Origin of the sequence: Terracoccus sp. 273MFTsu3.1, from assembly GCF_000383675.1 — a bacterium.
Lineage (GTDB): Bacteria > Actinomycetota > Actinomycetes > Actinomycetales > Dermatophilaceae > Terrabacter.
Map to the genome: position 1 here is coordinate 695,985 of NZ_KB911821.1, position 25,445 is coordinate 721,429.

The 25,445-nt window shown below is 70.7% G+C and carries 26 protein-coding genes; 18 read left to right on the forward strand and 8 right to left on the reverse strand.

The window, feature by feature from the left end:
* Positions 1-99: 99 nt before the first annotated feature.
* Positions 100-1,251, reverse strand: coding sequence for an ROK family transcriptional regulator (locus tag H283_RS0108840; protein ID WP_020143161.1), 1,152 nt, complete (start codon positions 1,249-1,251; stop codon positions 100-102).
* A gap of 88 nt (positions 1,252-1,339) precedes the next feature.
* Here H283_RS0108840 and H283_RS0108845 point away from each other — a divergent pair, with 88 nt between their 5' ends.
* Positions 1,340-2,632 carry a DUF1479 domain-containing protein gene (locus tag H283_RS0108845; protein WP_020143162.1) on the forward strand — a complete coding sequence of 431 codons (1,293 nt, stop codon included), beginning with the start codon at positions 1,340-1,342 and terminating at the stop codon, positions 2,630-2,632.
* 2 nt (positions 2,633-2,634) lie between these two features.
* Here the strand turns inward: H283_RS0108845 and arsC are convergent, their stop codons facing one another.
* The gene (arsC, locus tag H283_RS0108850; protein ID WP_020143163.1) at positions 2,635-2,991 is read right to left on the reverse strand and encodes an arsenate reductase (glutaredoxin); all 357 of its coding nucleotides are present in this window, start codon (positions 2,989-2,991) and stop codon (positions 2,635-2,637) included.
* Between the two features lie 139 nt (positions 2,992-3,130).
* On the opposite strand from arsC, the gene H283_RS26565 reads away from it, so the two are divergent.
* Positions 3,131-3,691, forward strand: a complete 561-nt coding sequence (locus tag H283_RS26565; RefSeq protein WP_020143164.1) for a hypothetical protein — start codon at positions 3,131-3,133, stop codon at positions 3,689-3,691.
* Positions 3,692-3,704: 13 nt separating this feature from the next.
* Here H283_RS26565 and H283_RS0108860 read toward each other — a convergent pair whose 3' ends face one another.
* Positions 3,705-4,040 carry a hypothetical protein gene (locus H283_RS0108860; RefSeq protein ID WP_020143165.1) on the reverse strand — a complete coding sequence of 112 codons (336 nt, stop codon included), beginning with the start codon at positions 4,038-4,040 and terminating at the stop codon, positions 3,705-3,707.
* A gap of 359 nt (positions 4,041-4,399) precedes the next feature.
* Here H283_RS0108860 and H283_RS0108865 point away from each other — a divergent pair, with 359 nt between their 5' ends.
* The 4 genes from H283_RS0108865 (at position 4,400) to H283_RS0108880 (ending at position 5,860) form a co-directional block, all read left to right on the forward strand.
* Positions 4,400-4,603, forward strand: a complete 204-nt coding sequence (locus tag H283_RS0108865) for a cold-shock protein (RefSeq protein ID WP_009777120.1) — start codon at positions 4,400-4,402, stop codon at positions 4,601-4,603.
* Between the two features lie 196 nt (positions 4,604-4,799).
* A complete protein-coding gene (locus H283_RS0108870; protein ID WP_020143166.1) occupies positions 4,800-5,078 on the forward strand; it encodes a hypothetical protein in 279 nt (92 codons plus the stop codon).
* A gap of 21 nt (positions 5,079-5,099) precedes the next feature.
* On the forward strand, positions 5,100-5,252 hold the full coding sequence (locus H283_RS27610; RefSeq protein WP_156023062.1) for a hypothetical protein: 153 nt from the start codon (positions 5,100-5,102) through the stop codon (positions 5,250-5,252).
* Between the two features lie 89 nt (positions 5,253-5,341).
* Positions 5,342-5,860 carry a hypothetical protein gene (locus H283_RS0108880; protein WP_156023063.1) on the forward strand — a complete coding sequence of 173 codons (519 nt, stop codon included), beginning with the start codon at positions 5,342-5,344 and terminating at the stop codon, positions 5,858-5,860.
* 29 nt (positions 5,861-5,889) lie between these two features.
* On the opposite strand, the gene ychF is transcribed toward H283_RS0108880, so the two are convergent.
* The 3 genes from ychF to H283_RS0108895 form a co-directional block, all read right to left on the reverse strand.
* Complete coding sequence (gene ychF, locus H283_RS0108885; RefSeq protein WP_020143169.1) at positions 5,890-6,975, reverse strand: redox-regulated ATPase YchF; 1,086 nt, start codon at positions 6,973-6,975, stop codon at positions 5,890-5,892.
* A gap of 67 nt (positions 6,976-7,042) precedes the next feature.
* Positions 7,043-7,582, reverse strand: coding sequence for a histidine phosphatase family protein (locus H283_RS0108890; protein WP_020143170.1), 540 nt, complete (start codon positions 7,580-7,582; stop codon positions 7,043-7,045).
* The gene (locus H283_RS0108895; protein ID WP_020143171.1) at positions 7,579-8,427 is read right to left on the reverse strand and encodes a thioesterase family protein; all 849 of its coding nucleotides are present in this window, start codon (positions 8,425-8,427) and stop codon (positions 7,579-7,581) included. The genes H283_RS0108890 and H283_RS0108895 overlap by 4 nt, the downstream gene beginning before the upstream one ends.
* A gap of 140 nt (positions 8,428-8,567) precedes the next feature.
* Between H283_RS0108895 and H283_RS24510 the strand changes: the two genes are divergently transcribed.
* Positions 8,568-9,824 (forward strand): DNA recombination protein RmuC, encoded by a 1,257-nt coding sequence (locus H283_RS24510; RefSeq protein WP_020143172.1) that lies wholly within the window; start codon positions 8,568-8,570, stop codon positions 9,822-9,824.
* Positions 9,825-10,006: 182 nt separating this feature from the next.
* Positions 10,007-11,713 carry a substrate-binding domain-containing protein gene (locus tag H283_RS24515; protein ID WP_020143173.1) on the forward strand — a complete coding sequence of 569 codons (1,707 nt, stop codon included), beginning with the start codon at positions 10,007-10,009 and terminating at the stop codon, positions 11,711-11,713.
* 37 nt (positions 11,714-11,750) lie between these two features.
* Here the strand turns inward: H283_RS24515 and H283_RS0108910 are convergent, their stop codons facing one another.
* The gene (locus tag H283_RS0108910; RefSeq protein ID WP_020143174.1) at positions 11,751-12,785 is read right to left on the reverse strand and encodes a 4-hydroxy-3-methylbut-2-enyl diphosphate reductase; all 1,035 of its coding nucleotides are present in this window, start codon (positions 12,783-12,785) and stop codon (positions 11,751-11,753) included.
* 170 nt (positions 12,786-12,955) lie between these two features.
* Between H283_RS0108910 and xseA the strand changes: the two genes are divergently transcribed.
* Together xseA and H283_RS24520 are read left to right on the forward strand one after the other, a co-directional pair.
* A complete protein-coding gene (gene xseA / locus H283_RS0108915) occupies positions 12,956-14,353 on the forward strand; it encodes an exodeoxyribonuclease VII large subunit (RefSeq protein ID WP_043648954.1) in 1,398 nt (465 codons plus the stop codon).
* A gap of 10 nt (positions 14,354-14,363) precedes the next feature.
* Positions 14,364-14,654 (forward strand): exodeoxyribonuclease VII small subunit, encoded by a 291-nt coding sequence (locus H283_RS24520; RefSeq protein ID WP_020143176.1) that lies wholly within the window; start codon positions 14,364-14,366, stop codon positions 14,652-14,654.
* Between the two features lie 161 nt (positions 14,655-14,815).
* On the opposite strand, the gene H283_RS0108925 is transcribed toward H283_RS24520, so the two are convergent.
* On the reverse strand, positions 14,816-15,493 hold the full coding sequence (locus H283_RS0108925) for a DUF4245 domain-containing protein (protein ID WP_156023065.1): 678 nt from the start codon (positions 15,491-15,493) through the stop codon (positions 14,816-14,818).
* Positions 15,494-15,589: 96 nt separating this feature from the next.
* On the opposite strand from H283_RS0108925, the gene glpX reads away from it, so the two are divergent.
* The 8 genes from glpX (at position 15,590) to H283_RS0108965 (ending at position 25,402) form a co-directional block, all read left to right on the forward strand.
* Complete coding sequence (glpX, locus tag H283_RS0108930) at positions 15,590-16,582, forward strand: class II fructose-bisphosphatase (protein WP_020143178.1); 993 nt, start codon at positions 15,590-15,592, stop codon at positions 16,580-16,582.
* Positions 16,579-17,541 carry a carbohydrate kinase gene (locus tag H283_RS0108935; RefSeq protein WP_020143179.1) on the forward strand — a complete coding sequence of 321 codons (963 nt, stop codon included), beginning with the start codon at positions 16,579-16,581 and terminating at the stop codon, positions 17,539-17,541. Before glpX ends, H283_RS0108935 begins: the two co-directional genes overlap by 4 nt.
* A 127-nt stretch (positions 17,542-17,668) precedes the next feature.
* Positions 17,669-19,396 carry a substrate-binding and VWA domain-containing protein gene (locus H283_RS0108940; protein WP_020143180.1) on the forward strand — a complete coding sequence of 576 codons (1,728 nt, stop codon included), beginning with the start codon at positions 17,669-17,671 and terminating at the stop codon, positions 19,394-19,396.
* Positions 19,397-19,637: 241 nt separating this feature from the next.
* The gene (locus H283_RS0108945) at positions 19,638-21,002 is read left to right on the forward strand and encodes an ABC transporter substrate-binding protein (RefSeq protein ID WP_043648600.1); all 1,365 of its coding nucleotides are present in this window, start codon (positions 19,638-19,640) and stop codon (positions 21,000-21,002) included.
* Positions 20,999-22,156: a carbohydrate ABC transporter permease gene (locus H283_RS0108950; protein WP_051103570.1), complete on the forward strand. Its 1,158-nt coding sequence runs from the start codon at positions 20,999-21,001 to the stop codon at positions 22,154-22,156. The genes H283_RS0108945 and H283_RS0108950 overlap by 4 nt, the downstream gene beginning before the upstream one ends.
* On the forward strand, positions 22,153-23,016 hold the full coding sequence (locus H283_RS0108955; RefSeq protein ID WP_156023066.1) for a carbohydrate ABC transporter permease: 864 nt from the start codon (positions 22,153-22,155) through the stop codon (positions 23,014-23,016). The genes H283_RS0108950 and H283_RS0108955 overlap by 4 nt, the downstream gene beginning before the upstream one ends.
* Positions 23,017-23,159: 143 nt before the next feature.
* The gene (locus H283_RS0108960; RefSeq protein WP_020143184.1) at positions 23,160-24,872 is read left to right on the forward strand and encodes a fumarate hydratase; all 1,713 of its coding nucleotides are present in this window, start codon (positions 23,160-23,162) and stop codon (positions 24,870-24,872) included.
* Positions 24,873-24,886: 14 nt separating this feature from the next.
* On the forward strand, positions 24,887-25,402 hold the full coding sequence (locus tag H283_RS0108965; protein WP_020143185.1) for a carbonic anhydrase: 516 nt from the start codon (positions 24,887-24,889) through the stop codon (positions 25,400-25,402).
* Positions 25,403-25,445: the final 43 nt, after the last annotated feature.

The window sequence follows — 25,445 nt, forward strand, 5'->3', positions numbered from 1 at the left end:
CGGCCTGCACGTCCGACCGGCACGTCCGCCGGATGGACGCCGAGGGCTCCCCGTGTTCCGGATGCGTCCGCGCGCTCGCCCCCTGACCCGCTCACCAACCTAGACCGGGTCCGGTGTCCGGACGGTGGTGATGATGACATCTCTCAGCCGCTGGAGGGCCTCGGCTCGCGCGCCGACGAGCTGGGGCTGCTGGGTGACGGCCGCCACCACCACGGGCACCCGGCGCGGAAGGTCTGCCGACCGGCGACGCAGCTCGCCGACCATCGCCTCGTCGCTCCCCCACGCGCCCCCGACGACGACCTTCTCGGGGTCCACGAGCGCGACGGCCGCCTCGAGGACGCCCGAGACGGCGGCCCCGAGGGCGTCGAGGGTCGACGCGCCGCGGCCCGAGTCGGCGATCGTCGTCCTCAGACGCCCGACGTCGATGGCGGTCGAGCCGGCCCGGCGCAGGCCCAGCTGGGCGAAGACCTCGGTCAGTCGCGTCGCCCGGCCGTCGGGGCCCTGCGTCGTGAGGTGGGCGATCTCGCCGGCCAGGCCGGAGTGGCCGCGCCGCACCTCGCCGTCGGAGACGACGGCGAGCCCGAGCCCCTCATCGAGGTAGAGGTAGACGAAGTCGTGGGAGCCGTCGACGGCGCCGGCCCCACCCGCGGCGCGCTCGGCTCGGGCCGCCCAGTTGACGTCGTTGTCGACGAGGACGGGCCCGTCGACGGCGGTGGCGAGCAACGACGGCGCGTCGAGGTCGCCGACGAGGAACGGGGCGTCGGGCAGGTGCACGAGCCGCCCCGTCTCGCGGTCGACGGGGTCGGCCGCGCTGACGACGGCCAGCCGCAGCCTCCCGGTCACCCTGGCCGCGGCGGCGTTCGCCGCTCGCGTCAGGGCGAGGCCCACGGCACCGACGCCTGCGTCTCGGGGGAGCGCCACGTCGGCCGACCCGACGACCACGCCGAAGGCGTCGACGGCCTCGGCCACGACCCCCTGCGGCGTGATGCCGACGACGAGGGCGGCGCCGGAATCGGGCGCGAGCGTGAAGTAGGACCCGGCCCGACCCCGGCCCGAGCTGCGCTCCCCCGTGTCGACGACGAGGCCGGCGTCGACGAGACGCCGGACCCCCTCGGAGATCGTCGGTTTCGAGATGCCGGTCCGGGCCGCGACCTCGGCCCGGGTGAGTCGCCCGTGCTCCATCAGGGCGTGCAGCACGTGCTCCTCGGTGAGCGAGCGGAGCAGGTCGAGGCTCGGTTTCGCGGACGACATGCGCCCATTCTAGTTAGGACTCTTGCCCAAATGGAGGGTGACGCGCTACCGTCATTCTTCGTAAGGAGTCCTGACCAAAGGAACCACCATGACCACCACGCACGTCACCCCCGCCGACACCGACCTCCCGCACTGGGAGACCCCACCCGAGGACCTGCCCGCGGCGATCCGTGAGGTCAAGAGCGCGATCCGGGCGCGCATCGAGGCGTCCGGCCGGTCCGTCGCCGAGGTCTTCGCCGTCGTCGAGGCTCGTGTCGCCGAGCGCGTCGCCGAGATCCGCGCGGCCCGCGAGCGCGGCGAGGACGTCTGGCCCGTCATCGACTACGCCGACATCGAGCAGGGCACGGTCACCCCGGAGCAGCTCGCGGCGCTCCGCCGGCGTGGCTGCCTCGTCGTCCGCGGCCACTTCCCGCGCGAGCAGGCGCTCGCCTGGAATGCCGGCATCGTCGACTACGTCGAGGGCAACGCCTTCTTCGAGAGCTACCGGGGGCCGGGTGACGACTTCTTCGGCAGCGTCGGGTCGAAGCCCGAGATCTACCCCGTGTACTGGTCCCCTGCGCAGATGGAGGCCCGACAGAGCGAGCGCATGGCCACGGTCCAGTCGCTGCTCAACGCGCAGTGGACGCACGAGTCCGACGGCGTGCAGTGGTTCGACCCCGACCGCGACTCGCTCTACCCCGACCGCATCCGCCGCCGCCCTCCGGGCGCCGACTCGAACGGCCTCGGGGCGCACTGCGACCCGGGCACGCTGGACCTCTGGATGACGCAGGGCTACCAGCAGGCCTTCCGCCACCTCTTCGACGGCAGCGTGGAGCAGTACGACCCCTGGGACGCCGCCCACCGCACCTCCGGCCCGCAGTACCCGGGCACGACGATGTGCTCGGCCTTCCGCACGTTCCAGGGCTGGACCGCGCTGTCCGACATGGACCACGACCAGGGCGTCCTGCACACGGTCCCGATCCCCGAGGCGATGGCATACCTCATGCTTCGCCCGCTGCTCGACGACGTCCCGGACGACGACATGTGCGGGGTCACGACCAACCAGGTCTTCCCGGCCAGCGAGCGCTGGCACCCGCTCCTGCTCGAGGCTCTGAGCGGCATCCCCGACGTGCGCGCCGGCGACTCCGTGTGGTGGCACTGCGACATGATCCACAGCGTCGCGCCCGTCACCGACCAGCAGGGCTGGGGCAACGTCATGTACATCCCCGCCGCGCCCTGGTGCGAGCGCAACGAGCGGTATGCCGCCAGCGTGCGCGAGGCGTTCCTCACCGGTTCCAGCCCGAGCGACTTCCCGGAGGAGGACTACGAGCGCAGCTGGCCCGACCGGTTCGCCCCCGAGCAGCTCAACGAGACGGGACGCCGCGGGCTCGGGCTCGACTGAGCTCAGTCGGCGAGGAAGGCCGCGACCCGCTCCTTGGGCCGGCCGATGATGGCACGGTCACCCTTGACGAGGACAGGTCTCTGGAGCAGCCGCGGGTGCTCGGCCAGGACGGCGACGACCTGCTGGCGGCTCTCGACGTCGGCGTCGGTCAGCCCGAGCTCGGCGAAGTAGGCGTCACGGCGGACGAGGTCGGTCGGCGGGTCCTCGAGCTTGTCGAGCAGGTCCTCGAGTGCGGCCGCGTCGAGCGGGTGGCGCAGGTAGTCGACGACCTCGGCCTCGACGTGCGCGTCATCGAGGCGCTCGACGGCAGCCCGGGACGTCGAACAGCGCTTGTTGTGCAGGATCGTGACGTCGCTCATGGCCCGCACCCTAGCGGCGGGCGGCGACGCACCGGGCGGCCCGGGGTTGCTCAGCCCTTGTCCCCCGGCACGGCATGGGAGGACGATCGACGGGCCAGGGCGGTCCGCGTCGACGACGCGAGGTGCTCGAGGAGCGCACATGGGGATTCGCGACAGGCTCGGCAAGGTCAGGCCACGGAAGCGGGCCGATGCACCCGACGGGGAGGCGATGGACGTCGCCCGATACACCTACCTCCTGCGCGTGGCGTCGTCCGACGCGCTCCGCCAGGCGCACCGCGAAGCCTTCGCCACGCTCTCGTCGGAGCAGTCGGAGGCTCTCTTCCTGCGTCTCCGCCACGACCTGCCGGACGGACTTCGTCCGCCGACGGCAGAGCCGGCCGACCTCGCCCAGGCCGCCTTCTCGGCGCAGCTGCTCGACCCCGGACACCTGGTGAGGATCCTGCGCCGCCCGGGCCAGGGCGTCACCGAAGGGCACGCGGTCGGTTCCGGCGCCACGCCGGAGAGTGCGCTGCTCTACGCGCACTCGCTCCTCGCGTCCGTCGCCGCCTCGGTGGCCGTGTCGCCTGCCGTGACGGAGTGGCTCGCGGGCTTCTCCAACTCGCCGGAGGCCGCACAGGTCGACCCCTCGCTCTTCGCCCGCAGTCCCGGTGGGGGCACCCACGGTTCGACGCTCGCCCGGTACACCGGCGTCGGCGACTGAGTGTCGGAGGGCGTCAGACCTGCCGCGTGGCCAGGGCCTCGAAGTTCTCGTACAGCTCGGGCACACCGTGCTCTTCGCGCAGCTTCTTCGCCGCGGGCCCGACGCGCGACCACAGTCCCGCCATCCAGAGCCAGTCGAGGACGAGGTCGGTGTCGAGGAGCCCGTTCTTCGTGAGCGTCCCGATCGTCTCGCCCCAGTTGAGGACACGGGAGACGAGCACGTCGTCGGTGGAGGCGGTCTCGGGATCGAAGTCGTCGGACCAGATCGCCTGCTGGGCCTCCTCGATGCCCATCGTGGAGCCCCACTGGGCCACCTGCACGAGCAGTGCTCCGTCAGCCTGGTTCGGCATCTCGATCTCCCTTGTCCCGGCTCCCATGTGACTCCAAGGAACGCTACTCGTCGCTGTCGCGCGCGACAGGCCTTCGTCAGAACTGCGAGTCAGGCGCGGCACCGAGTGCGCGCGAAGGGGGCTCCGCGCGGTCCTCGGCGCATCTCGAGGCCCGGACACACCGGGCTCGCACCCACCGGGACGGGGTCAGGGGCGCCTGCGGCTGCTACCTTCGTTCCCAGTTGCCGTCCCAGTCCGCCATGTGCGGGCTCGGCACGACGAAGCGGCTGCGCGAAGGTTCGCGTGACGCGCCCGTCGTGACCAGCGGCAGCCTGAGGTCTCCGCACGGGAGGCCTCGCAGACAAGAAGAGGCAACACCAGTGGCAACAGGCACCGTGAAGTGGTTCAACAGCGAAAAGGGCTTCGGCTTCATTGAGCAGGACGGCGGCGGCGCCGATGTCTTCGTTCACTACTCGGCCATCGAGAGCGGCGGCTACCGCGAGCTCCAGGAGGGCCAGAAGGTCGAGTTCGACGTCACGCAGGGCCCGAAGGGTCCTCAGGCGGAGAAGGTCAAGGGCATCTGACCCCCCACAGCCTTCGGTGACTTCGGTCCCGCGCAGATCCCCGGCCATCTGGTCGGGGATCTGCTTTTTTGACGGGCAAGTGCCAGCGCCCACCCCGACGACGGCCCGGTGCCCGGAGGTCCACACGGAGCACGCACCCTCGCCATGTGTCGCGACGCGCACAGACGGCGGGACCGGTCTCAGCCGATCCTGAGGCATGGACACGACGAAGAGCTTCACGTGCATGATCGGCCGCCACCGCTGGGAGCCGGCCACGGACGACCCGACGCACGGCCACACCTGCACGGAGTGCGGTAGGCACCGTCCCGGTGCGCGAGGCGCCCGGCACGGGGAAGGCCGAGGCCACTGCGCCGGCTTCGGGGCCGAGAGCGGTTGGGGCTACTCCAACGGCGACGGGTTCAGCGGCGGCTTCGACGGGTTCGGTGGCGGATTCGACGGCGGCGGCTGCGGTGGCGACGGCGGCGGCGGCTGTTGAGCGCGGGAGAGAGGACCGATCATGCGACTGAGGAACGCCCCGTGCTGGGTCATGGGGCACATGTATCGACGCCAGCCGGGTGACAAGGACGTGATCGTCTGCCAGCGGTGCGGCAACCGGGAGCTCCTCGCGGTCAAGCGCATGCGTGACAGCGCCGACCGACCCTGGGTGTGACTCCCTCCCCGCCGGCGTGGGGAGAGAGCCGCCGGACATGACTCACCTGCAGCAGCAGGCGGCAGAACTTCCAGGGAAAGGGTGATCACATGTCATCTCACCGAATCGTCATGGCGGCACTGGGCGCCGCCCTCCTCGCAGTCCCGACGGTCAATGCGGGATCCGCCGCGGCGGGGCTCGTCGGCGGAGGTGGACAGCCGAGCCCGCGCGTCTTCGTCCCCTCGGGTCTTCCGTTCACGTTCGGCGCAGGAGACGTCTGCCCGTTCGCGGCCACCCTCTCGGAGGTGGCGAACCATGAGTTCGCGCGCACCTTCCCGAACGGGAACACCCTGGTCACAGGCCGGCTCGTCGTGAGAGTCACGAACGAGACGACAGGCGCGTCGGTGGTCCGGGACGTCTCGGGGCCAGTCCTCAGCTCTTCGGGGACGAGCGGTGAGACGGTGGTCGTTCTCACGGGTTCGTCACTCTCACCCGTGCTCGCGGGACACGACGCCACGGGAGCGGTCGGACAGGGACTGTTCGTGTTCCACGGTCCGACGGTCTTCACCGACTTCCAGCTCACCCGTGTCACCGGCTCGTTCGAGAACCTCTGCACGACGCTCCGCTAGACGCGGCAGGTCCGGTGTCGTCGAGCGGGTCAGACGTTGAAGCGGAACTCCACGACGTCGCCGTCGGCCATGACGTAGTCCTTGCCCTCGATGCGGACCTTGCCGGCGGCCTTGGCTGCGTTCATGTTCCCCGCCGCGACGAGGTCGTCGAACGAGACGACCTCGGCCTTGATGAAGCCGCGCTGGAAGTCGGTGTGGATGACCCCGGCGGCCATCGGCGCGGTCCACCCCTTGCCGATCGTCCACGCGCGCGACTCCTTGGGGCCGGCCGTGAGGTACGTCTGCAGCCCGAGCGTGTGGAAGCCGGTGCGGGCGAGCTGGTCCATGCCGGACTCCTCGGCCCCGAAGCTCTGGAGCAGCTCGAGCGCCTCGTCGGGCTCCATCTCCATGAGGTCCATCTCGAGCTTGGCGTTGAGGAAGACCGCGTCGGCCGGCGCCGCGAGCTCACGCAGCGACGCCTGGAGGTCCGCGTCCGCGAGCTGGTCCTCGTCGAGGTTGAAGACGTAGATGAAGGGCTTGGTCGTCAGCAGACCGAGCTGCTTGGCCTCGGCCAGGTCCACCCCGGCGGCCGGCCCGGCGGCATACAGCGTGTGGCCCTCCTCGAGGACCTTCTGCGCGGCGAGCGCGAGGTCGACGGCAGCCTTCTTGTCCTTGTTGACCCGGGCCTCCTTCTCGAGGCGGGGCACGGCCTTCTCGAGCGTCTGGAGGTCGGCGAGGATGAGCTCGGTGTGGATCGTCTCGATGTCGCTCGCGGGGCTCACCTTGCCGTCGACGTGGACGACGTCGCCGTCCTCGAAGGCGCGGACGACCTGGCAGATCGCGTCGGCCTCACGGATGTTGGCGAGGAACTTGTTGCCGAGCCCCTCCCCCTCGGAGGCGCCGCGGACGATGCCGGCGATGTCGACGAAGCTCACCGTGGCCGGGAGGATCTTCTCCGAGCTGAAGATCTCGGCGAGCGCGCCGAGGCGCGAGTCCGGCAGCGGGACGACGCCGACGTTGGGCTCGATGGTCGCGAACGGGTAGTTCGCGGCGAGCACGTTGTTCTTGGTCAGCGCGTTGAAGAGCGTCGACTTGCCGACGTTGGGGAGACCGACGATTCCGATGGTGAGTGCCACGAGGACAAGAGTTTAGTGGCGATCTGAGGCCACGCCGACCACGAGGGCGTATGCCGCCCTCCCCCGCTCACGCCAGCGTCCAGTCCCAGCCGGGCTGCCACGCGAAGGGCGCGGTGACGAGCTGCTCGAGCGGCACCCCGTCGAGCAGGTGCTGGAGTGCCCAGCGGTTGGCCGAATGGGCGATGAGGAGCACGCGCTCGCCCTCGTGGACGCGGCGCAGGTCGCGCAGCACGTCCGCCATCGCGTCGACGACGTCACGGTAGCTCTGCCCGCCGCCCGGGAAGGGCACGTCGACGTGGTCGAGCCGCACGCGTTCGAGGTCGGCGACGGGCCCACCGTTCAGCTCGCCGTAGTCGCACTCGCGCAGCCGCGCGTCGGTGTGCCGGGGCACGTCGGTGCCACCGTAGGCGAGCTCGGCCGTCTCGACCGCACGGGCCAGGTCCGAGGTGTAGACCGCGGCGAACCCGGCCGCCGGTCGCCGTCTGCCGAGCTCGACGGCGAGGCGACGGCCTTCGTCCGAGAGCCGGCCCGGCAGCCAGCCGGTCGCGATCCCGGCCTCGTTGTCGTCGGTGATCGAGTGGGTCTCGTAGACGAGCTCGACGCTCACCCGCCGGCCTTGGGCAGTCGGACGCCGCACAGCTGGCGGGACTGCGCGACGAGGTTGCCGCCCGAGTCCCAGATCATCGCGTCCTCCTCCATCATCCCGCCGCCGAGGGTGTCGCTCCCGAGCGTCACCTGCAGCCAGCCCGGCTCGGGGCGACGGCGCACGTGGCCGGTGAACTCCAGCGTCGGCGTCCAGCCGAAGAGCCCGAGGTCGAACGCGACGGGCGGGAGGGCGTCGAGCGCCATCATGAGCATCGTCGTGTCGGGCTCGCGGCCGTCGCGCAGCCGCAGCCAGCCGCGCATGACCCCGCGCATCGAGGGCTTGCCGAGCGCCCACCCGGCCGTGCTCGGGTCGAGGCGCAGGTCGAGGCGCTCGAGGAACTTCGCGTTGGCGAGGAAGTCGGGCGGTGCCTGCTCGGCCGAGACGCACTGCTCGGGCGGCGGCATCTCTGGCGGGCTCGCCTGGCGCTGCACGTCGAGGTCGGTGAGGTTGCCGAACGAGCCGATGGCGCGCATCCGCTCGACGGGCCGGCCGTCGTCTCCGGTCTGGTGGATCGTCATCTGCCCCGTCGAGAGCTTCCGTCCGCACCGCATCACCTCGGTCGTGACGGTGAACGGCCCGGGCTGCGAGGCCGTCATGAAGTAGGCGGAGAGCACGACCGGGTCGACGTGCTCGGTCGTCTCGGTCGGGTCGGCGGCGAGGTGCTCGCCGAGCGCCCGGAGGGCCGTCGTCATGACGAGGCCGCCGTTGACGGCGTTGCCGATCATCCACTCCTCGTGGAAGGTGCCGTGCCGCTGCGTGGGGTCGTCGCCCGTCTCGAGCCGGGTCGCGTCGTCGTACTCGCTCACGGACAAGGTGTAACAGACGTCCCCGACGTCCCGTCCACCCCGGGCGTATGCCGTCCGCCACGTCCGGTCCGCCCCAGCCGTTGCGACGTGGCCGGGTGTCGCGTCCCCATGGTGTCGGCGCCGTCTGGGACGGTGCTCGCATGGACCTCACCGCTCTGCTCGTCGGGCTCGTCATCGGGGCACTCGTCGGGGGCCTGCTCGCCTGGCTCTCGGCGCGCTCCGCCCTGCTGGCCCGATCGGCCGGCGCCGAGGCCGAGCGCGACGTGCTCCGGGAGCGCGTGGCCGACCTCGAGGCCGCCCGCGACGTCGACGACACGACTGCGAGCCTGCTCGCTCCGCTGCGCGACACCATCGGCCGGGTCGAGCGCCAGGTCGGGGCGCTCGAGCGCGACCGGTCCCTCCAGTTCGGCCAGCTGGGCGAGCGGCTCACCGAGGTGAGCCGGTCCACGGAGTCGCTCCGCTCCGAGACGGCGACGCTCGCGAGCGCCCTCAACGCCTCCACCGTCCGCGGCGCGTGGGGCGAGGTCCAGCTGAGGCGCGTTCTCGAGCTGGCGGGTCTCATCGCCCGCTGCGACTTCGACGAGCAGGTGACGCGTGTCAGCCGCCACGGCGCGACGGTGCGACCCGACGCGGTCATCAACCTCCCCGGGTCCCGTCACGTCGTCGTCGACTCCAAGGCGCCGATGGCGCACTTCCTCCAGGCCCACGGCGACACCGTGTCCGAGGTCGAGCGTGCCGAGCTGCTCGCCGCCCACGCGACCTCCCTGCGGCGGCACGTCGAGGGCCTGGCCGCCAAGGCGTACTGGACGGCCTTCACCCGCTCCCCCGAGGTCGTCATCTGCTTCGTCCCCGGCGAGGCGATCCTCGCGACGGCCCTCTCCGACGATCCCGGCCTCTACGAGCACGCCCTGTCGCGCAAGGTCGTCCTCGCCTCCCCCGGCACGCTCTTCGCCGTGCTGCGCACCATCGGGGCGATCTGGCAGCAGGACGCCCTCGAGCAGAACGCTCGCGAGCTGCTCGTCATCGGCCAGGACCTCTACGCGCGTCTGACGACCCTCGGCGGACACGTGACGACGATGGGCCAGTCCCTCTCGCGCTCCGTCGAGCAGTACAACCGGTTCGTCGGCACCCTCGAGTCGCGAGTGCTCGTCACGGCGCGGCGGATGCACGAGCTGCACCTGGCCACCGAGGCGCCGCCGACGCTCGAGCCGCTCGAGGTCGCACCGCGTTCGCTCAGCGCGGCGGAGCTCACCGACGACCTCGGGCGCATGGCCCGGGACGACGCGTTCCTCGGCCGAACCGTCGGACGATCCGGGGTGGCTGCACCGGGGGGCGCGGATGCCGCCGACCGCGACTCCCGTCAGGGGTCCGACGACTCCCGCGAGCAGTCCGCCTGAGCCGGAGGGTCCGTCGCGGCCGCTTCCACGGCGCCGGCCCGGTCGAGGGCTCGTCGGTGCGCAGCCGTGAGCTGTCTTGTGCCGCAGGCAGGTCGGCCGCTCGTCGGCGATGTCCGATTTGTCCGGGAAGTGGACACCCGCTAGGACGCCGCGGACAATACGCGCGTGGGATTGGGTAGATCGTGACCGGGGCGGGGGGCCCGGGTCCGGAGGACTCCAGCGCGCCGAGCCGGCGCATCGGTCCGTACGAGCAGAGCCTGCGCGAGTCGCGCGAGCGTCTCGAGGCGGCCGAGCGCGAGCATGCGCGCCGGCGCCGACGCACGCGCGTCATCGCCGCCGTCGCGACTCTCGCCGTGGTCGCCGGCGTCGGCTACGGCGCCTTCCGCTACGTCGGACTCCGTGAGGTCCCGACCGCCTTGCCCACCACCGCTGCCCAGCCGACGTCGTGCGCCGACCCGGTCAAGGTCCGCGTGTCCGTGGCGCCGGCCATCGCGCCCGCGGTGGCCGCTGCCGCCGAGTCCCTCGCCGGACGTCCGGACGGCCCGTGCGCGGCCTACACGATCGACTCCGAGGAGCCCTTCTCCGTCGCCGGTTCCCTCGGCGGAGCGGGACGTCCGGACGCCTGGATCACCGACTCCTCCGTCTGGGTCGGGCGCGCGAACGCCGTCTCCGGTTCCACGGTCACCCCCGGCGAGCCCTTCGCCTCGAGCGCCGTCCTCGTGGCGATGAAGGACGAGACCGCGTCCGGCCTCGGCAGCCGACTGCGCTGGGCCGACCTGCTCGGTGGTCCCGTGCCGATGCGCATCCCCGACCCGAACCGGTCGGCGATCGCCCGGATCGCCCTCGGCGTCGCGTCGACGTCGCTGCCGGACGCGAGGTTGCGCACGCTCGCGGCGGCGTCGGCGCCCACGGGCACCGGTGGCGTGTCGCTCGCCGGCATCGCCACGGCCGACCGCAGCGTCGGCGCCGTCGTCTCGCAGGCCCAGCTCGTCGCGTGGAACGCCGCCCACCCCGACGAGGAGCTGGCGGCCGTGGGGCCGTCCGAGGGAGCCCCGGCCCTGGAGTACTCCCTCGTGTCGCTGACCAAGGATCCGACCAAGACCGGTGCCGTCACCGCGCTGGAGCACTACCTCACGTCCGCGGACGTGAGGAAGGTCCTGCAGGACAGCGGGTTCCGCACAGCCGACGGCAACCCCAAGGACCCGTCGCCGCTGTACGGCGAGATCCGCGTGGACGGTGAGGCGGAGGGTGCCTCGATCACGAAGGCCGCCGGGCTGTGGAACGCCGCGGCCCGGAAGACCCAGGCCCTGCTCGCCGTCGACGTCTCCGGTTCGATGCTCGAGCGCACCGACAAGGGCACCCGTCTGGCGATCGTGCAGAAGTCGACGGCACGCGCCGTGGCCGCCGTCTCCCCGACCACGATCGCGTCACTGTGGATCTACTCGCTCCACGTCGGCAGCCGCGCCGACGACTACCGGCAGCTCACCGACTACGGCGGGCTCGGCGTGAGCAAGAGCCTCGGCGCGCTGGACGACGCGGTCGCCCGCCTCGACACGTACGTCGGCGGTGGGAGCGGGCTCTACGACACCATCGCGGCCGCCTACGACCGCGCCCGCTCAGCGTGGCGGCCCGGCTACGCCAACACCCTCATCGTCGTCGCCGACGGCCCCAACGAGGACGACTACGGCCTGACCCTCGAGCTGCTCAAGAAGCGGCTCGCTGCCGCGAAGGACCCGGCGCGACCGGTCCGGGTCGTCGTGCTCGGCATCGGCGGTCGCGCGGACGAGGCCGCGATGCGCCAGGTCGTGGCGATCACGGGCGGTCAGTACGTCTCGACCCGGACGGTCGAGGACCTCCAGCCGGCCCTGACCACGGCGCTCGGCGGCTGACGGGGCTGCGAGTCTCGGGGTCGCGGACGTCCCCGCGTCAGTGGAGCGAGCCGGAGTCCTCGAAGGCGGCGTCGTGGCGCACCGTGCCGGCGTCCTCGCCCCTGGCGGCCTTGAGGTCGCGGCGCAGCTCGTTGGGCAGCGAGAAGAGCAGTGACTCCTCGGCGGCGATGACCGCCTCGACCTCGCCGTAGCCACGCTCCGCGAGCCACGTCAGCACGTCGCGCACGAGCACCTCCGGCACGCTGGCACCCGACGTGACGCCCACGGTGGAGACGCCGTCGAGCCACGTCTCGTCGATCTCGTCGGCGAAGTCGACGAGATGCCCGTCCCGGGCGCCGTGCTCGATCGCGACCTCGACGAGGCGCACCGAGTTGGACGAGTTGCGCGACCCGACGACGATCATGAGATCGGTGTCCTTGGCCATCTGCTTGACGGCGAGCTGGCGGTTCTGGGTGGCGTAGCAGATGTCGTCGGACGGCGGGCTCTGCAGCGCCGGGAACTTCTCCTTGAGGCGGGCGACCGTCTGCATCGTCTCGTCGACCGACAGGGTCGTCTGGGAGAGCCAGACGACCTTCTCCGGGTCGCGCACGGTGACGTTCTCGACGTCGTCAGGACCGTCGACGAGGGTGATGTGCTCAGGGGCCTCGCCCGCGGTGCCGACGACCTCCTCGTGCCCCTCGTGCCCGATGAGGAGGATGTCGAAGTCGTCGTCGGCGAAGCGGACGGCCTCGCGGTGCACCTTCGTCACGAGGGGACACGTCGCGTCGATCGTCTTGAGGCTGCGGACCCGCGCCTCCTCGTGCACCACGGGGGCCACACCGTGCGCGGAGAAGATGACGGTGGCGCCCTCGGGCACCTCGTCGGTCTCGTCGACGAAGATCGCGCCGCGCTTCTCGAGCGTGGTGACGACGTGCTTGTTGTGCACGATCTGCTTGCGCACGTAGACCGGCGGGCCGTAGAGCTCGAGGGCCTTCTCGACGGTCACGACCGCCCGGTCGACACCCGCGCAGTAGCCGCGTGGCGCCGCGAGGAGGACCTTCTTGGCGGACGTCTGGTCGGCTGGCTCGCTCATGGCCCCATCGTACGGTGGCGCACGGCTCGCCCCCGATTCGCCGTCCGGGCCGAGCGGCGAGCGCCGACCGGTCGGCCATCCAGGCGCAGACCCCTCCGGCTCGGGGACCGCCACCCGATGCCGGGTGGGTCACTCCGTCCCCCCACACCTCTAGGGTGACGCGGGTGAGCATGACGAGCCCGCTGCCCGACAAGGCTGCCGAGACGACGGCCGAGCAGCCGTGGCCGGTGCGGGTGCTCAGCCTCAAGATCTCCGACTACGTCGACCGGATGAGCCAGCTGTGGGTCGAGGGACAGGTCGTCCAGTTCAACCCGCGCGGAGGCACCGCGTTCCTCACCCTGCGCGACCCCGACGTCGACATGTCCCTGTCGGTCTCCGTGCCGATGAACGCCGTCAACGCCATGCCGATCCCGCTCGCCCAGGGCGCCCGGGTCGTGCTCCAGGCGAAGCCCACGTTCTGGACCAAGCGCGGCACCCTCCAGCTCGAGGCACGCCAGATCCGTCCCGTCGGCATCGGCGACCTCCTCGCCCGCGTCGAGATCCTCAAGCGCACGCTCGCTGCCGAGGGCGTCTTCGACGCGGGACGCAAGCGACCGATCCCCTTCCTCCCGCACCGAGTCGGCCTCATCACCGGACGCAACTCCGCGGCCGAGAAGGACGTCGTCGAGAACGCCCGGCGCCGGTGGCCCGCCGTCGTCTTCGAGATCCGCGAGGTCGCCGTGCAGGGCACGTCAGCCGTCACCGAGGTCGTCGAGGCGCTCCGCGAGCTGGACGCGATGCCGTCCGTCGACGTCATCGTCATCGCCCGCGGCGGTGGTGCGCTCGAGGAGCTGCTCCCCTTCTCCAACGAGGCGATGGTCCGTGCCGTCGCCCAGGCCCGCACCCCCGTGATCAGCGCCATCGGGCACGACGTCGACACCCCGCTGCTCGACCTCGTCGCCGACTGGCGGGCCTCGACACCGACCGACGCCGGCAAGAAGGTCGTCCCCGACGCGGCCCACGAGCGCGCCCTCGTCGACGCGGCACGCGACCGGGTGCGCCGCGCGCTCGTGCGTCGTGTCGAGGCCGAGCGGTCCGGGCTGCGCTCCCTCGTCTCCCGTCCCGTCATGGCCGACCCGGTCGCCCTGGTCCGCGTGCGTCGTCAGGAGGTCGCCGCCCTCCGGGCGCGGGCGACCACGCGCATCGAGGCCCGACTGCACCGTGCCGCCGACCAGGCCGAACACCTCCGTCGCCAGGTCGTGGCGCTCTCCCCCCAGTCGACCCTCGAGCGCGGATATGCCGTCGTGCAGCACCGCGACGGCCGCATCGTCATGGACCAGGACGACGTCGGGGTCGGCGAGCTGCTCCGGGTCCGCGTCGCCCGCGGCGACTTCGGCGTACGCCCCGTGACCGCTGGCGCCGAGGACGCCCCACCGAAGGCCTCGACGCGCAGGACGGCGACTCGGAAGGCGACGAGCGCCCCTGCCGGGAAGGCGGCCTCGCCACGCCCGCCACGCCCGCCCCGCGCCGGCCAGCGACCCGACACCCCGCCGGAGCCGGCCGGCGGCGGTGACGCCGCCACGCCGTAGGGTGGCGCCCATGGCTGACGCGACGACCACCGACGGCTTCCCCGACATCGCCGGGATGCGCTACGAGGACGCCCGTGAGGAGCTCATCGCGATCGTCGCCAAGCTCGAGGCCGGGCAGGCCCCGCTCGAGGACTCGATGCACCTCTGGCGTCGCGGCGAGGCGCTCGCAGCGCACTGCGCGACGTGGCTCGACGGCGCGCAGGCCGAGATCGAGCTCGCGACGCGGCCGGCGTCTCCGGCCGCACCGGCCGGTGAGCTGCACGCCGACGACGAGATCTTCGACGAGGACGACGAGTCCTGACCGACGGCCCCTGACCGACGGCCCCTGACCGAGGCCCCTGACCGACGGCCCCTGACCGACGGCCCCTGACCGACGGCCCCTGACCGACGGCCCCTGACCGACGGCCCCTGTCCAACGGCCCCTGAAACGGCTCCTGACCGACGGCTCCTGAGGCGGTCGGGTCAGCCGGTCGTGGTCGACGGCACGGGCGTCACGCCGGCCGCTGGCGCCACGGGCGCGAGGGCCGCGACGAACGCCTTGAGCTCGTCCTCGGGCGCGGTGCCGCCCGCCACGAGCGTCAGCCCGCGAGCACCGTCTCCGCGCGCGACGTAGGCGACCTGGCCGGCGTCGTTCGCGACGAACTTCTCGAAGGTGCGGCCCGAGACCGTCACGGTGCCGGCGGCGTCCCCGTCATTGACCGAGCGAGCGACCCACCCCGGGGTCGCGCCCGCCGCCTGCTTGAGGGCGATGTCCTTGCCGCTCGGGGTCGTCCAGACCGTCGTGAAGGTCTGGACCTTCTCGGTCCCCGGCGCGTACGTCGCCACGGTCGGCACCCAGCCTTCGCCGAGGCCCTTCGGCAGCTGGACCGGCCAGGACGTCTGCGCCGCGACCTGGCTCGCCTTGCCGGCCGCGTCGACGGCCGGGCGCTGGACCTGGGTGATGCGGGGGACGATCGCGACGAGCGCGAGCACGAACAGCCCGATGACGAACATCGAGCGGAACATGTTGGGGAAGGTCCCGAGCGAGTAGCGGCTCGGCGGAGCGGCAGACGTCGTGGAGCCCGCGGCCTCCGGTGACTCGGTCACCGGAGCGGGGGTGGTCTCTGCCGGGGGTGTCGACGGCGTCGACGGGGTGCTCATGCCCCCATGGTCCCCGACTCCCGGACGCGGTCCAAACGCGGGTGTGGCCACCGATAGGCTGGCGCCGACTCGTTCTGCGCCGACGGAGGACCTTTGATGAAGCACAGCCAGCCGGATCGCAACCTCGCTCTCGAGCTGGTCCGGGTGACCGAGGCAGCAGCCATGGCCGGGGGCCGCTGGGTCGGCCGCGGCGAGAAGAACAAGGCCGACGGTGCTGCCGTCGAGGCGATGCGGGCCATGATCTCGACCGTCAGCATGCGCGGCGTCGTCGTCATCGGCGAGGGCGAGAAGGACAACGCCCCGATGCTCTTCAACGGCGAGCAGGTCGGTGACGGCACCGGCCCGGAGGTCGACGTCGCCGTCGACCCGATCGACGGCACGACGCTGACGGCCAAGGGCATGAACAACGCCGTCGCGGTGATGGCCGTCGCCAACCGGGGCGCGATGTACGACCCCTCCGCCGTGTTCTACATGGACAAGCTCGCGACCGGTCCCGAGGCGGCCGAGGTCGTCGACATCCGGCTCCCCGTCGCCGAGAACATCCGTCGCATCGCCAAGGCCAAGAAGGAGACGCCGGCCGACGTCACGGTCGTCATGCTCGACCGGCCGCGCCACGACCACCTCGCCGAGCAGATCCGCGACACGGGCGCCCGCATCCGCTACATCGTCGACGGCGACGTCGCCGGCGCCGTCATGGCGGCCCGCCCGGGCACCGGTGTCGACCTGCTCCTCGGCATCGGCGGCACCCCCGAGGGGATCATCGCCGCCTGCGCCATCAAGTGCACCGGCGGCGTCATCCAGGGTCGGCTCTGGCCCAAGGACGACGAGGAGCGCCAGAAGGCCCTCGATGCCGGTCACGACCTTGAGCGGGTCCTGTCCACCGACGACCTCGTCGTCGGTGAGTGCTTCTTCGTCGCGACCGGCATCACCGACGGCGAGCTGCTCCGCGGCGTGCGCTACGGCGCGAAGTCGGCGCGGACCAACTCCCTCGTCATGCGCTCGCGCAGCGGCACGATCCGCACGATCGACAGCGAGCACCGCTTCGACCGCCCGGGCTGGTTCGGCAGCACCGACATGATCGAGGAGTGAGGATCGCCACGATGTCCGACCCGACGCCCCCCTCGTCGCCCGTGCGCACCCTCGTCGTCGGCGAAGCCCTCGTCGACGCGGTGACGACCGCTGCCGGCGACACCGCCGAGCACGTCGGCGGCAGCCCCGCCAACGTCGCCTTCGGCCTGGCGGCCCTCGAGCACCCGGTCGACCTCGCGACGTGGATCGCGACCGACGAGCGCGGTCGCCGCATCGAGGACGTATGCCGTGAGCGCGGCGTCGCCCTGACCGCGGGCTCCCAGGGTGCACCCTTCACCTCCGTCGCGCACGCGACGCTCGACGCCACGGGTGCCGCGACGTACGTCTTCGACCTCGAGTGGCAGGTGGCCGCGGTCCCCGGCCTCACGGCATACGGCCACGTCCACACCGGCAGCATCGCCGCCGTCCTCGAGCCCGGCGGCAGTCAGGTGCGCGAGATCCTCACCGAGGCCCGCGAGCTGGGTGCGACGGTGTCCTACGACCCGAACGCACGACCGTCGCTCATGGGGCGTCCCGAGCAGGCCAGGCACACCATCGAGAGCTCGATCGCGCTGTCCGACGTCGTCAAGGTCAGCGACGAGGACATCGAGTGGCTGTGCCCCGGCGAGGCCATCGACGACGTCATCCGCGCGTGGGGCGAGCTCGGACCCTCCCTCGTCGTCGTGACCCGCGGGGGCGAGGGCGCGGTCTTCCGTGTCACCCGCACCGGCGAGCAGCAGGCGCTCGCGGCGCCCACCGTCACCGTCGTCGACACGGTCGGGGCCGGTGACTCGTTCATGGCGGGGCTCGTGTCGGGCCTCATCGATGCCGGCCTGCTCGGTGGGTCGGCCGCGAGGACCCGTCTGCGGGCGGCCTCCCTGGCCGAGGTCGTGCCCTCGGTGGAGCGCGCGCTGCACACGGGCGCGCTCACCGTCGAGCGGGCCGGGGCCCACGCGCCGACCCGAAACGACCTGACCTGAGGACAATTCGGGCATTCGACAAGAAGGCAAGCAGTCGGGCACCATTCTGCGCGACTCGCCGGGTAGTTTTGGCCGGTGGTTCACCCTGACGCCCCGGTGCCGGGGCGTCCTCATGTGAGGAAACCTCGTGTCCAACCCCACCCCTCCACAACGCCCTGTCGGCCCGTACGAGCAGAGTCTCATCGAGAGCCGTGCCAACCGTAAGGCCCTCGAGGCCCGGATCGCCGCGGCGCGGCGCAACCGCATCATCGCGGCCGTGCTCGGCGTCGTGCTGCTCGCCGGAGCCGGCGCCGGCGGCTTCGTCTGGTGGAAGGGCCGCGAGGTGGCACCCGTCGCCGCCCTCACGGCGACCCCGGGCAAGTCGTGCCCCGACCGCACCCCCGTCTCCGTCTGGGTGTCCGAGGCGGCCCAGCCCGCGGTGCTCGCGCTCGCCAAGGAGTACCAGGCCGACCCGGACTCCCCGTGCGTCGACTACGTCGTCAAGGGCAAGGCACCGATCGAGGCCATGATCGGTCTGGGCCAGGGTCAGCCGGACCGGCCCGACGCCTGGATCCCCGACTCCCCGCGCTGGGTCGAGCGCGTCAACGAGGCCGCCAAGCTCAACGCCAAGCCGGCGGGCGCCTTCGCCAAGAGCCCCCTCGTCATCGCGATGGACCCCACCCAGGCCGACAAGCTCGGGGACCAGCCGAAGTGGCTCGAGCTCGTCGCCTCCGACAGCCCGATCCGGATGAGCGACCCACGCTCGACCACGGCCGGCATGCTGACGCTCGCCTCGGCCCTGCCGGAGCTGTCCAACGAGCAGGGACGCGTCGTCATCCCCAAGCTCGCCAAGGGTGCGGCCGCCTCGGTCGACGACCTCTTCAGCGCCTACAACGCCGACCCCGCGACCGCGGCCGCCTTCCCGGTCTCCGAGGCCGACCTCATCGACCACAACCGGCTCTACCCCGACCACAAGATGGTGTCGGTCACCCCGAGCGAGGGCACCCCGGCCTTCGAGTTCTCCCTCGTCAACGTCGCGACCGACCCGGTCCGCGACCAGGCGGTCGAGCTGCTCCGCGCCTACCTCATGACGCCGACGGCAGCGAAGATCTTCGCGCAGTACGGCATCCGCTCGACGGCCGTCCCCGTCACGATGCCGACACCGGCGGGCAGCGTGGGCGAGGTCAAGATCGGGCCGAGCCCCGACGCCGACACCGTCACCGCGGCCACCAACGTCTGGCAGTCGGCGACGACCGACTTCTCGATCCTGTCCGTCTTCGACGTCTCCGGCTCGATGAACGACAAGGTCGGGGACACGACGCGCGTCGCCATCACGCAGGAGGCGGCCGGCATCGCCCTGGCGGCCCTGCCCAAGACGACGAAGCTCGGGCTCTGGATCTTCTCCATCGACAAGGGTGGCAAGGGCCAGGACTGGCGCGAGCTCGCCCCCATCGGTCGCCTCGACGACGACTCCCACCGAGCCGTCGTCGCGACCGCCGCGAGCACCCTCGCCAAGAACGTCGGCGGCGGCACCGGCCTCTACGACACGATCTGGGCCGCCTACCAGAAGGTCAAGCAGCAGTACGACCCCAACCGGGTCAACGCCGTCGTCATCCTCACGGACGGCCGCAACGAGGACCCGAAGGGCATCTCGCTCGAGCAGCTCAAGGCCAACCTGCGCGCCGCGAGCGACCCGTCCAAGCCGATCGCCATCACGACCATCGGCATCGGGCCCGACGTCGACCCCAAGGCGCTGTCGCAGATCTCGAAGATGACCTATTCGGACTTCTACGCGGCGCCCTCCCCGGCCGACATGACCACCGTCCTCGCCCGGGCGCTCTTCGACCACGAATGCAAGAACGGTCGCTGCGTCTGACGCTCGGCGCCCGGTGACGCCTCGTCCCACCTTTCACACGCGAAACATCGACGGCCCCCGGCCACCCGGGGGCCGTCGGCGTACCCGGGGTGTCTCGTCAGCATCCGTCCGGGGTAGGTCACGGGGTGATCACTCGCACTAGACCCACCTGCTACGACGCGGTAGGAATGAGTTACTTCACGTGACCGTGGTCACGTTGATCGGTGGGGATCGACGCACAACTCAACGACGAGGAGCGACCATGAGCGGTTTTCCCAGACGCGCACTGCAAGCAGGCGGGGTGGTCGCCGCGGCAGCGTTGGTGCTGACCGGCTGTCTGCAGAACCCCAACGCCAGTGGCGGTGACGGCTCGGGCGGAGCAGGAGGCGCCGGCGGCTTCATCGACAGCGGCACGGCCGACGGCGACAAGGTCGTCACGATCCTCGGTGCCTTCGGCGGCGACGAGGAGAAGAACTTCAACGCCTCGCTCGCCGACTTCGAGAAGAGCAGCGGCATCAAGATCCAGTACACCGGTGACCAGGACTTCACGACGACCGTCAAGCAGAAGGTCGCCGCGGGAGACTCCCCCGACATCGGCCTCTTCCCACAGCCGGGCGGCATGCTCGAGTTCGCGGCCCAGAAGAAGGTCTGGCCGATCGACACGTACCTCGACTACGACAAGCTCCAGGGCACCCTGCTCCCGGGCTTCCTCGACGCCGCCCGCTACAAGGGCCGGGTCTACGGCGCCCCGATGCGCAACGCGGTCAAGAGCATCGTGTGGTACCCCAAGGCAGCCTACGAGAAGGGCGGCTACAACCAGTCGCCCGACACCATCCAGCAGCTGCAGAGCGACGTCGCCGGCAAGATCGCGGCGACCGGCATCACCCCGTGGTGCATCGGCTGGGGGTCCGACCAGGCCACCGGCTGGGTCGGCACCGACTGGGTCGAGGAGCTCATGCTCCGGATGTGGGGACCCGACGTCTACGACGACTGGACCTCGCACCGCATCCCCTTCAACGACCCGCGGGTCGTCAAGGCCCTCGACGAGGCGGCCAAGTTCAACAAGGACCCGAAGATGGTCCTCGGCGGCACCAAGGGCGTGCTCAACACCAAGTTCGGTGACGCCATGACCCCGGCGTTCTCCAACCCGCCGAAGTGCATGCTGCACCGCCAGGGCAACTTCGCCACGACGTTCTACCCGAAGAACGTCCAGGCCGACCTCGACAACTCGGTGGGCATCTACGTCTTCCCGAAGTTCTCGGGCGGCTACGACGGTCAGGCGATCCTCGGTGGCGGCGACCTCGCGGCCCTCTTCAACGGCACCGACCCCGATGCCAAGAAGGTCATGGACTTCATCACCTCCGACAAGTTCGGCGCACCCTGGGCCAAGGCCGGTGGCTGGCTGTCACCGCACAAGACCTTCGACCTCAGCAACTACCCCAACGAGACGACGAAGAAGATCGCGCTGATCGCCAACCGGTCGGCCGTGCTGCGCTTCGACGGCTCGGACCTCATGCCCAAGGCCGTCGGGTCGGGCACCTTCTGGACCGAGATGGTCAAGTGGGAGAGCGGGCAGAGCTCGCAGCAGACCGCTGACAACATCGAAGCGTCCTGGCCGAAGTCATGACTGCCGACACCAGCGCGGCAGCGCCGCGTCAACGAGTGCGCACCGGGGACGACCCCGACGCGCACCTGCGCACCAACCCGGTGAAGATCGGCGTCGGACTCGTCGGCATGATCGCCGTGATCTGGGCGCTGGCCAACCTCTTCCTCGCGTTCGGCTACTACCCCGAGTGGTTCGGCAACAAGTTCGTCATCGGCATCCTGGCGATCGTCGCGGGAGTGGGTGGGGCAGCCCTGCTCTTCTACTTCCTCAACATGTTCGTCGAGGGCCTGCCGCGGCGGCTGTCGGAGGGCGCGATCCCCTACGCCTTCCTCCTGCCCGGGCTCCTGCTCGTCGGGCTCATGCTCATCTACCCGACGTTCCAGACGATCAACTACTCGTTCGCCAACGCCGACAGCACCGCCTACGTGGGTCTGGAGAACTACAAGACGATCTTCGGCAGCAGCGAGTTCTGGCAGTCCATCGTCAACAACATCCTGTGGCTGCTCATCGTGCCGGCGCTCGTCGTCGCGTTCGGGGTCGTCGTCGCGGTGCTCGCCGACAAGCTGTCCGCCACCGGTGAGAAGGTCGCCAAGAGCATGGTCTTCCTGCCGATGGCGATCTCGGCCGTCGGCGCCTCCGCCATCTGGCTGCTCGTCTACGCCTACAACAACCCGGGCCAGCCGCAGACCGGTCTGCTCAACGCGATCTGGACCGGCCTCGGCGGCGACCCGCAGACGTGGCTCGCCATCGACACACTCAAGCTCAACTCGATCCTGCTCATGGTCATCCTCATCTGGCTCCAGGCGGGTTTTGCCATGGTCCTGCTCTCCTCGGCCATCAAGGGCGTCCCCGAGGACACCGTCGAGGCGGCGCGCATCGACGGCGCCGGCGAGTTCCAGATCTTCTGGCAGGTGATCATCCCGCAGATCAAGGGCACGATCATCACGGTGTTCGTCACGGTCTTCATCACCGTCCTCAAGGTCTTCGACATCGTCTACGTCACGACGAACGGTGCCTACGGCACCAACGTCATCGCGAACCTCTTCTTCAACAAGCTGTTCGCGGCCAGCGAGGCCGGACAGGCGACGGCCATCGTCGTCGTCCTGCTGATCGCGGTGATTCCGCTCATCTGGTACCAGGTCAAGCACTTCCGCGACGAGGAGGCAGGTCGATGAGCCGATCCCTGATGAAGGACGGGCGGCCCCGCAGCCCCTTCTCGATCGTCACCATGACGATCCTGGCGCTCCTCTGGACGATCCCGACGCTGGGACTGCTCGTCACCTCGTTCCGCACCCGGGACGACGCGGCGACCTCCGGCTGGTGGACCGCGCTGTTCAACCCCTTCGGCGCCGACTGGACGACGAGCAACTACTCGGGGGCGTGGACCGGGGCGGACCTCAGCTCGGGATTCGTCAACAGCATCATCGTGGCGATCCCGGCCACCGTCATCCCGATCATGTTCGCGGCGTTCGCGGCCTACGCGTTCACCTTCATGGACTTCCCCTTCAAGGAGTTCTTCTTCCTGCTCATCATCGCGGTCATGGTGGTCCCCATCCAGGTGGCCTTCCAGCCGATGCTCAACATCCTCGGCCCGCGTGGCCTCGGCATCAGCGGGCAGTACATCGCGGTGTGGCTGCTGCACACGGGCTTCGGCATGCCGCTGTGCATCTACACCCTGCGCAACTACATGAGCACCCTGCCGCGCAGCGTCGTCGAGTCGGCCAAGATCGACGGGTGCAGCCACTTCCAGACGTTCTGGAAGCTCGTGGCACCGATGTCGATCCCGGCCATCGCGGCGTTCGCCACGCTCCAGTTCCTCTGGGTGTGGAACGACCTGCTCATCGCCAAGCTCTTCCTCAAGAGCGAGAACACGACCGTCATCGTCAAGCTCCAGCAGCTCCTGGGCTCGCAGGGGCAGGGTCAGGAGCTCCTGACCGCGGGCGCGTTCATCACGATCATCGTCCCGATGATCGTCTTCGTCACGCTGCAGCGCTACATGATCCGCGGCATGACGTCCGGCGCGGTCAAGGGCTGAGGCGCCGCCTCGGCACCCGCACCGACCTGCTCGCCAGTCCCCTCCCGGCCGTCACTAGGCTGGGAGGGGACTGTCGTATGCCGTGGGGCTCGGCGGCATACGCCTGACCAGCTCGAGCCCATCTGTATCGCAAGGAGCGTTTCGTGGCCGACTTCGCCTACGAGGACCTGCTGCCCATCGGCGCCGACGAGACGCCGTACCGGCTGCTGACGACCGAGGGCGTGCGCGCCGTCGACGGGCCGGGAGGGCGCACGTTCCTCGAGGTCGACCCAGAGGCGCTGCGGCTGCTCACCGAGACGGCGATGCACGACATCGCGCACTACCTGCGCCCGGCGCACCTCCAGCAGCTGCGCAACATCCTCGAGGACGACGAGGCCAGCAACAACGACAAGTTCGTCGCGCTCGACCTGCTCAAGAACGCCAACATCGCGGCCGGTGGCGTGCTGCCGATGTGCCAGGACACCGGCACCGCGATCGTCATGGGCAAGCGGGGCCAGCACGTGCTGACGCCGGGCACCGACGAGCAGGCGATCAGCGAGGGCGTCTACGACGCGTACACCCGCCTCAACCTGCGCTACTCGCAGATGGCCCCCATCACGACGTGGGAGGAGAAGAACACCGGCTCCAACCTGCCGGCGCAGGTCGAGCTCTACGCCGACACGCTGCCGGGCCACGAGGCGCAGTACAAGTTCCTCTTCATGGCCAAGGGTGGCGGCTCGGCCAACAAGAGCTACCTCTACCAGGAGACGAAGGCGATCCTCAACGAGGACGCCATGATGCGCTTCCTCGACGAGAAGCTCCGCTCCCTGGGCACGGCAGCGTGCCCGCCCTACCACCTCGCCATCGTCATCGGCGGCACGAGCGCCGAGTTCGCCCTGAAGACAGCCAAGTACGCGTCGGCGAAGTACCTCGACACGTTGCCGACGTCGGGCTCCATGACGGCCCACGGCTTCCGCGACACCGAGCTCGAGGAGAAGGTGCTCGAGCTGACCCGTCAGTTCGGCATCGGCGCCCAGTTCGGCGGCAAGTACTTCTGCCACGACGTGCGCGTGGTCCGCCTCCCCCGACACGGCGCGAGCCTCCCGGTGGCCATCGCCGTCTCGTGCTCGGCCGACCGGCAGGTGCTCGGCAAGATCACCGCCGAGGGCGTGTTCATCGAGCAGCTCGAGACCGACCCGGCGCGCTTCCTGCCCGACGCCGGCGCCGTCGACCTCGGCGAGCACGAGGACGACGCGGTGGGCGTCAGCTCCACCAGCAGGAACGTCGTCGTCAAGGTCGACCTCACGCAGCCGATGGACGACATCCTCGCCGAGCTCTCCAGGCACCCGGTCAAGACCCGGCTCTCGCTCACCGGCCCGCTCGTCGTGGCGCGCGACATCGCGCACGCCAAGATCAAGGAGCGGCTCGACGCGGGCGAGGAGATGCCGCAGTACCTCAAGGACCACCCCGTCTACTACGCCGGCCCGGCCAAGACACCGGAAGGCATGCCGTCCGGCTCGTTCGGTCCCACGACCGCCGGGCGGATGGACTCCTACGTCGACCAGTTCCAGGCCGCCGGCGGGTCCAAGGTGATGCTCGCCAAGGGCAACCGGAGCAAGCAGGTCACCGAGGCGTGCGACGCACACGGCGGCTTCTACCTCGGCTCGATCGGCGGGCCGGCGGCCCGACTGGCCCAGGACTGCATCAAGCACGTCGAGGTGCTCGAGTACGAAGAGCTCGGCATGGAGGCGGTCTGGAAGATCGACGTCGAGGACTTCCCCGCCTTCATCGTCGTCGACGACAAGGGCAACGACTTCTTCGCCGAGGTGAGCAAGCCGATGGCCTTCACCATCTCCAAGCGACCCGGACTCCAGTGACCGAAAGGACAGACATGAGCGAGAACGCCTCTGCGACAGCGGGATTCGATGACCTCCTAGCCGCCAACCGCACGTGGGCCGAAGACTTCTCCCTGAACGGCTTCGACGGCGTGGCCCACGCCGGCGTGGCCGTCGTGACGTGCATGGACTCGCGCATCGACCCCTTGCGCATGCTCGGCCTCTCGCCCGGCGACGCCAAGATCTTCCGCAACCCGGGTGGACGCGTGACCGACGCGGCGCTCGAGGCGCTCGTGCTCGGCACCCACCTGCTCAACGTGGAGCGCGTGCTCGTCGTGCCGCACACGCGGTGCGCCGTCGCCTCGAACTCCGAGGCCGAGCTGCGCGAGAAGGTCGGTGCGAGCGCCGGCAAGGACGCGTCGTGGATGAGCTTCGGCGTCATCGAGGACCAGGTGCGCACGCTGCGTGCCGACGTCGCACGGGTGCGCAGCCACCCGCTCATCGCCGACGGGACGCTCGTCGGCGGGTTCATCTACGACGTCGACTCCGGGCTGCTCCAGCCCGTCGACTGACCCGCCTCCCGACGTGCCCGCTCGACTCGTCGTCGAGTGGGCA